This is a genomic window from Corallococcus sp. CA053C, assembly GCF_003611675.1.
GTDB lineage: Bacteria > Myxococcota > Myxococcia > Myxococcales > Myxococcaceae > Corallococcus.
Map to the genome: position 1 here is coordinate 1 of NZ_RAWA01000443.1, position 7,878 is coordinate 7,878.

4 protein-coding genes are annotated in these 7,878 nt (G+C 71.5%); all 4 read left to right on the forward strand.

What is annotated here, in order from left to right; translation table 11 throughout:
• Positions 1-28: 28 nt before the first annotated feature.
• Complete coding sequence (locus D7V97_RS36710; protein WP_233583453.1) at positions 29-2,944, forward strand: choice-of-anchor D domain-containing protein; 2,916 nt, start codon at positions 29-31, stop codon at positions 2,942-2,944.
• Positions 2,945-3,130: 186 nt separating this feature from the next.
• A complete protein-coding gene (locus D7V97_RS36715) occupies positions 3,131-3,466 on the forward strand; it encodes a hypothetical protein (RefSeq protein ID WP_120615268.1) in 336 nt (111 codons plus the stop codon).
• Between the two features lie 105 nt (positions 3,467-3,571).
• Entirely contained in the window at positions 3,572-6,529 is a 2,958-nt protein-coding gene (locus D7V97_RS36720) for a protein kinase (RefSeq protein ID WP_233583451.1), read from the forward strand.
• A 20-nt stretch (positions 6,530-6,549) separates the two neighbouring features.
• A partial coding sequence (locus D7V97_RS36725) for a serine/threonine-protein kinase (RefSeq protein ID WP_147445125.1) occupies positions 6,550-7,878 on the forward strand: 1,329 nt, incomplete at its 3' end.

Here is a 7,878-nt window from a genome sequence, read left to right on the forward strand (position 1 = left end):
GCGCTGGAGTCTGCTGGGCCTGTGGGCGGTGGTTCTGTTGTCGGGTTGCGCGGACCGGGAACGTTCGTCGCTCGCGGATGGGCGGCTGACGGCGACGCCGGGTGGCGTGGACTTCGAACGCGTCGCCATCTTCGACGCGCGGGAGTCGCAGGTGACGCTGCGCAACGTGGGGCGCGCGCGCATCACCGTGGACGAAGCCTGGGTGGAGGGGCCGGAGGGCGCCTACAAGGCGGAGTTCACGCACGAGGGCCCGCACAGCCTGGTGCCCGGCAGTGAGTGCACGCTGAAGGTGCGCTTCGCGCCGCTCGCGGAAGGAGGCCTGCCCGCGGTGCTCGTCATCCGCTCGGACACGCGCATCGAACCGCTGATGCGCATCCCGCTCAACGGCGCCGGCGTGGACGCGTGGGCCCGGGTGTCGCCCCGCAAGCTGGACTTCGGCCGCATCGAGGCGGACTCCACCAAGTCGCTGGGCGTCACGCTGGAGAACCCCACGGACCTGCCGGTGATGGTCACGCCCAAGCTGGTGGGCGCGGACAAGGACGAGTTCGTCGCCGAGGCCGTGACGGTGAACCCGGGCGAGCGCAAGGAGTTGCCCATCACGTTCAACCCGGTGCGCGTGGGCAAGAAGCAGATCGCGCTCGCGGTGTCGCCCTGCCACGGGTGCGCGGACGTGCCGGTGCAGGTGACCGCGGAGGCGCTGGAGCGCGCGGTGGTGGCGGTGCCGGAGGTGCTGGACTTTGGCGCGGTGCCGGTGGACCGCGACGCCATCAAGGCCTCCAGCCTGCGCAACGTCAGCACGGAGCCCGTCACGGTGACGTCGCTGATGCTGGACGGCACGGACGCGTCCTTCAGCCAGGCCAACACGGGCCTGCCGCTGGTGCTCCAGCCGGGCGAGGTGCGCGGCTTCGAAATCCGCTACAGCCCTGGCCACATGGGCCCGGCCACGGACCGCGCCGTCTACACGGTGGTGAGCAAGCGCCACCCCACGTTGCCGGTGCCGCTGCGTGGTTTCGGTGGCGCGTCGGAGCTGTGCGTGTCGCCGCTGACGTATGACTTTGGCGAGCAGCCGCTGGGCTCCAAGGTGCGCGTCATCGTGAACGTGAAGAACTGCGGCACGGACAACGCAGGGCCCCTGACCATCAACACGCTGACGTGGACGCCGGATCCTTCCGGTGAGCTCCAGTTCAACCACAAGCCGCTGGCGACGCCCTACACGCTGCCGCCCAACGGCGAGGTGAACCTCGAAGTCTATTACGAGCCCTCGCGCGAGGGCTCCGCGGCGGGTTCGCTGGTGATGACCACCAACGCCTTCTCCGCGGCCACGGTGCAGCTGGACTTCTTCGGCCGGGCGAAGGCGCACGACCCGTGCGACCTGACGGTGACCCCGCAGCTGGTGGACTTCGGCACGTTGCCGCCGGGGCGCGGCGCGGTGCTGGGCGTGAAGCTGGAGAACAAGGGCACGGACCTGTGCCCGGTGAAGAACATCCGCGTGGCCAACGACGGCGGCGGCGTGTTCCGCATGCCCGGCGGGGACCTCTTCGGCGGCATCATCTACCCGGGCGAGTGGTTCAGCTTCCAGGTGGCCTTCCAGGCGCCCTTCACGGGCGGGGACTTCGCGGGGGAGCTGCAGATTGAGCAGTACAACCCGGTGACGCCGGTGGTGCAGGTGCCGCTGACGGCGCACTCGCAGACGACGTGTCTGGTCGCGTCGCCCTGGTTCGTGGACTTCGGCCTGGCGCGCAAGGACTGCCGTCCGGCGCCGCGCGAGGTGAACTACCTCAACGCGTGCACCACGCCCGTCACCATCTCCAACGTCTTCATCGGGCCGGGCACGACGGATTCGGAGTTCACGCTGCTGGACCACCCGGCGCCTCCCGCGTTCCAGCTGCAGCCGGGTGAGTCCTTCACGGTGGGCGTGGACTACTTCGCGCAGGTGACGGGCATGAACCTGTCGCCCCTGTTCGTGGACTCCAGCGACCTGCCCATCCCGCTGATGGTGCCGCTCATCGGCGAGTCGTCCAAGAAGGTGGAGAAGACGGACGCCTTCGTGCAGCAGGACGTGAGCAAGGTGGACGTGCTGTTCGTCGTCGACAACACGGCGTCCATGGTGGAGGAGCACCCGCGGCTGGTGTCCGCCATCCCGGCCTTCGTGGACGCCGCGCGCAACAAGGCGGTGGACCTGAACCTGGCGGTGACGACGACGGGCATCTCCGCGGTGTCCGGCGCCTGCCCGGGCGGCGCGCTGGGCGGTGAGGCCGGGCGCTTCTTCCCGGTGGACAACACGCGGCAGCGCATCCTCACGCTGGCCACGCCGGACGTGACGACGGTGCTCCAGCAGAACATGCAGGTGGGCCAGTGCGCCCAGGTGGAGCAGGGCTTCGAGGCGATGCGCCGCGCGCTCACCCCGCCGCTCGTGAACAACGCGGATGATCCGCGCACGCCGCTGCCCAACGACGGCAACAAGGGCTTCCTGCGCGACGCCGCGGCGCTGGTGGTGGTGTTCGTGGGCGACGAGGATGACCACTCGCCGGACGCGGTCTCCACGTACGTGCAGTGGGCGCAGCAGCGCAAGGGTGAGAACCAGCCGCAGCGGGCCACGTTCTTCGCCATCGCGCCCACGAAGACGGCGTGCGCCACGGCGGGTGGCGCCGGCACGCGCTACGCGGACGCCGCCACGCAGACGGGTGGCGAAGTGCTGAACGTGTGCGCCCCGGACTACGCGCCGCTCCTCAAGCAGGTGGCCAGCAAGGCGTTCAGCGCGCAGGACCGCTTCCCGCTGAGCGAGGAGCCGGACGCGGGCACGGTCGTGGTGACGGTCAACGGCACCGCCACCACGACGGGCTGGACCTACGACGCCGCGAGCAACAGCGTGGTGTTCTCCGTGGTGCCGCCGCCGGGGGCGAAGGTGAACATCACCTACCGCCGCGCCTGCGCCAACGACTGAACCGGACAGTCCGAAGGACGGGGGTGTGATCCCCGTGACGGGCCGGACATCCGGCCCTGAACGGGGATGTCAGCCCCCGGTGCTACAGCACTGCATCTGCCTGTGCGGATGACCAGAAAATTGGAGGCGCTCCCTCGGTGTGTACCCTGCGGAGCGTCTAGCTGCTGTTGCCTTGGGAGGCGCGCTGTGAGCACCCGAACCCCCGACGAGCATCCGAAGTCCCCTCCGCGCGCCGGTGCGCCGGGGCTGCGGGTCATCCGCGGGGAGGGCCAGCGCAAGCAGGAGCCGCTGGCGTCGCGCGACGCGGTGGCCCGGGTGCTGATGGAGGCGGGGGCGGACATGCTCCTGCGGCGCATCAGCCCCCTGAGGGCGCAGGAGATCGAGCGCAAGGTGGACCGGGTGCTGGACCTGTTCGACCGGGTGGACACCGTCCCCATGCTGATGCCGGTGCTCAAGCGGCACCTGGATGAGCTGGAAGCGCTGATGCGGGAGACCCGGGAGGTCCGGGCGGCCCGGCGCTAGGGCGCCCGCACGGCCTTCCTTGGGGAAAAACCCCAAGGGGATTCGATGTTTGATTCCCCTGGGCTGGGGGCTTACGCTCGGGATCCGCCTTCTCGCGTCCCCGCCGTGTCCATCGAAACCTACGGCAGCTACCAGCTCCTGAAGCGCCTTGCCACGGGCGGCATGGCGCAGATCTACCTCGCGCGTCGGCCGGGTTCGGACGCTCCGGACAAGCTGCTGGTCCTCAAGCGCATCCTCCCGCACCTGTCGGAGAACGACGAGTTCGTCCGGATGTTCCTGGACGAGGCGCGGATCGCGGCGCGGCTCGCGCACCCCAACGTGGTGCAGATCTACGACCTGGGGGCGGAGGGCGACACGTTCTTCATCGCCATGGAGTACATCCATGGCGTGGACGCGCGCCGGCTCTGGAAGCGCTCGGAGACGGCGGGGCGACCGGTGCCGGTGCCGCTGGTGTGCCGCATCCTCCTGGAGGCCAGCGCGGGGCTGGACTACGCGCACAAGAAGACGGACGCGGCGGGGCGCCCGCTGGGCATCGTGCACCGGGACGTGTCGCCGCAGAACATCCTGGTGACGTTCGAGGGCGGCGTGAAGGTGGTGGACTTCGGGATCGCCAAGGCGGCGGACCAGGCCACGGTGACGCGCTCCGGGGTGCTCAAGGGCAAGTATTCGTACATGTCACCGGAGCAGGCCGCGGGGCAGCGCGTGGACCGGCGTTCGGACGTGTTCGCGCTGGGCGTGGTGCTGCATGAGCTGTTGACGGGGGGCCGCCTGTTCAAGCGCCCCAGCGACATGCTGACGCTGGGGGCGGTGGCGGAGTGCAACGTGCCGGCGCCGTCGCAGGTGGCACCCCGGGTTCCCGCGGATCTGGACGCCATCGTGCTCAAGGCGCTCGCGAAGGAGCCGGACGCGCGCTACCAGCACGCGCAGGACCTGCAGCACGCGCTGGAGGGGTGGCTGGCCGCACAGGATGAGCCTTCCGGCACGGCGGACCTGGCCGCGTTCATGAAGGACCTGTACGCGGACCGGCTGTCGGACGAGGCCCGGTCGGGTGAAGTGCAGGTGACGGACGAGGAGGCCGGCGTGTCGCCGCGCGCGGAGTCGCCGCCAGCGCAGCGCCGTTCGGTGATGCGGCCCGCCGTGGCGCCGGGACGCACGGAGCACGAGCCCACCACCACGCTGCGTCCGCCCCGGGCGAACCGGCAGGCCGCGAAGGTGGAGCCGCGTCGCGAGGACGGGGAGGCCGAGGCCCGGGGGGCGGAAGCGCGTCCGGAGCCAAGGGCGGAGGTCCGTGGCGCGGATGCTCGCAGTGGCGATGCCCGTGGTGATGCTCGCGCCGAGCTTCGGTCGGATGCTCGCAGTGGCGATGCCCGTGGTGATGCTCGCGCCGAGGGCCGCAATGGCGACGTTCGCGCTGAGCTTCGGTCGGAGGTCCGCGGTGCGGACGCCCGTGCGGAAGGGCGCAATGCCGATGCCCGCGCTGAGCTTCGGTCGGAGATCCGCGGCGGTGCGGACGCCCGCGCGGAAGGGCGCAATGCCGATGCCCGTGCCGAACTCCGGTCGGACGCCCGCGGTGCAGACGCTCGCAATGCGGAGGTTCGCGCTGACGGACGCAATGCAGACGCTCGTGCCGATGTCCGCAATGCGGAGCCCCGTTCGGAGATCCGCAACGCTGACTCGCGCGGTGACGCCCGCAATGCCGATGCCCGTTCGGAGATCCGCAACACCGACGCACGGGCGGAGTCGCGGGGCGAGAACCGTCCCGAACCCCGACAGCCGACGGGGTCGCGGCGGGCCCTGGAGTCGCCTCCCTCGCGCTCCATGCGGCCGGTGCGCCTGGAAGAGCCGTCCCTCCCGACCGTGACCTCGGAAGAGGGCCCCACGCTCGCGATGATGGATCCGCTGGGCAGCCTGCGCGCGAGCGGGTTCCAGGTGGAGGAGGACGCGCCCACGCTCGCCATGGTGGACCCGCTGGGCCAGCTGACGCCCCGGTTCCAGGTGGAAGACGACGGGCCCACGCTGGATCAGCGCCTGCTGGCGGCGCAGGCCCAGGAGGACGAGGACGACGCCACCCTGGACATGCGCGCCGTGTCCCGCGCCGAGGTGGACGAAGGCCCCACGCAGGACCTGCGCGCCGTGCCGCGCTCGGAGGTCCCTGTCTCCCGGTCGGGCCTGATGCCGTCACCTTCGGCGGAGCATCGCCATGGCCGGCTCCCCGTCCCCGCGCCCCACGCCACCCTCGAGGAGATGACGGCGCCGCGTGTCTCGTCCCGCGCGCCCTCGCCGAACGCGTGGGTGCCGCCGGCCCGCACGGGCACCGTCACCGAGCAGTCCGTCGTGGAGCCTTCCAAGCGGCGGTGGCTTGTGTGGAGCGCCGTGGCGCTGGTGGCGCTCGGGGTCGGGGCGGGCCTCTTCTGGAGCACGGGGATGACCGCGACGGGCGTCCGCGTGGAGTCCGAACCCTCGGGCGCGCGCGTCGTCTTCGAGGACCGCGTGCTCCCGGAGCGCACGCCGCTGGTGCTGCCGCAGGTGAAGCCCGGCCGTTACTGGCTCGTGCTGGTGAAGGAGGGCTACCGGGAGCTGCGCATGCAGATCGTGGTGCCCGCGTCCGGACCGCTCGTGGTGGGGCCGCTGAAGCTCGTTCCCATGACGTCTTCCGGGAGGCCCGGCACGGAGCCTGCCGTCGCACCGCTCGCGCCCGAACCTTCCGGCGCGTCGGACCCGCAGGCTCCAGCCGCCTCGCCGCCGGAGGCGCAGGAAGCCCCCCGCGCTCGAGGCGCCACGCCGGTCCCCCAGGAGCCCCTCGCCGCCACGACGACAACGGCGGAGGTGCGCGAAGCCGCGCGCCCCGTGGAGCGTGCCGCGGCGGTGAGCTTCGTGGTGACGCCGTGGGCGGAGGTGACGTGCAACGGGCGCAAGCTGGGCGAGACGCCCTTCCAGCCCGTGGAGCTGCGCGTGGGCACGTATGACTGCAAGTTCTCCAACCCCGAGCTGAAACGGACCCTCAACCGCCGCATCGAGGTGCGCCCCATCGACCTCAATGTGGTGACGGTCAAGTTCGAGTAGGCGCGGCCGTGGACCCTTCCGTGACGCTCGAAGCAGGAACCCACGTCGGCAAGTACGTCGTGCGCCGCAAGCTCGCCGAAGGCGGCATGGCGGAGATCTTCCTGTGCACCGCGCGCGGGCCGGAGGGCTTCGAGAAGGAAGTCGTCATCAAGCGCGTGCGCGCGTTCCTCGCGACCGACCCGGACTTCGTGCAGATGTTCATCGCCGAGGCGCGGCTGGCCTCGCGGCTCAACCACGCGAACGTGGTGCAGATCTTCGACTTCGACAAGCACGAGGACACCTACTACCTGGCGATGGAGTACGTGCGCGGCTGCTCGCTGTGGGAGCTGCGCAAGCGGAGCAAGGAGGCCATGGCGCCCATGCCCACCACGCTGGTGGCGCACATCGGCGCGGAGGTCGCGCGCGGCCTGCACTACGCCCACCGCCTGCGCGTGAACGGCGAACTGCTGCACCTGGTGCACCGCGACGTCACGCCCCACAACGTGCTCGTGTCCTACGACGGCGCGGTGAAGCTCACCGACTTCGGCATCGCGAAGGCGGGCAACAAGCTGACGAACCCCGGCGTGCTCAAGGGCAAGTTCGCGTATATGTCGCCCGAGCAGGCCCGGGGCGAGAGCGTGGACGTGCGCACCGACGTGTTCGCGCTGGGCGTCGTGCTGTGGGAGCTGCTCACTGGCGGGAGGCTGTTCCAGGGGGACTCGGAGATCGCCGTCCTGCGCGCGGTGCAGGAGAGCACCATCGTGCCGCCCGCGCGCCTCAACCCGGACGTGCCGCCGGACCTGGACGCCGCCATCTGCCGCGCGCTGGAGCGCGACCTGTCCAAGCGCTTCCAGACGGCCGGTGAGCTGGAGCGCGCGCTGGCCCAGTGCGTGCTGAACCACGCCCGGTCCGTGGACGACACCGACGTGGGCGCCTACGTGCGCAGGCTGTTCCCTGTCGCCGCCAGCAACCAGGCGCTGCCCGCGCTCCCGGAGCGCACCGCCCTGGTGGACGGGGCGCTCCCGCCGCCCGACTCCGAAGCGGCGCCCCCGCCCCGCGAACCCACGGCGGTGATGCCGTCGCGAGGCCATGCTTCGGGCGCCGTGCGCAGCCCGTCGCCGGACGAGGACCTCCACGGCACGACGCTGGTGCTGTCCCGCGACGAGCGCGCCGCCGAAGCCGCGAATGGACGCCCTCCGCCCGCCACCCCGCTGATGCCCCTGCCGTCCATGGGCCGCGGGGAGCAGGAGGCCGCGCCGCCGAGGCGCACCGTATCGCGCGAGCTCCCCATCGCCGGGGAAGCGGGGCCTGGCGCACCTCAGCAGGCCCCGACGCCTGACGTGGACGCGTCGGAGCGCCCGTCGTCTGGA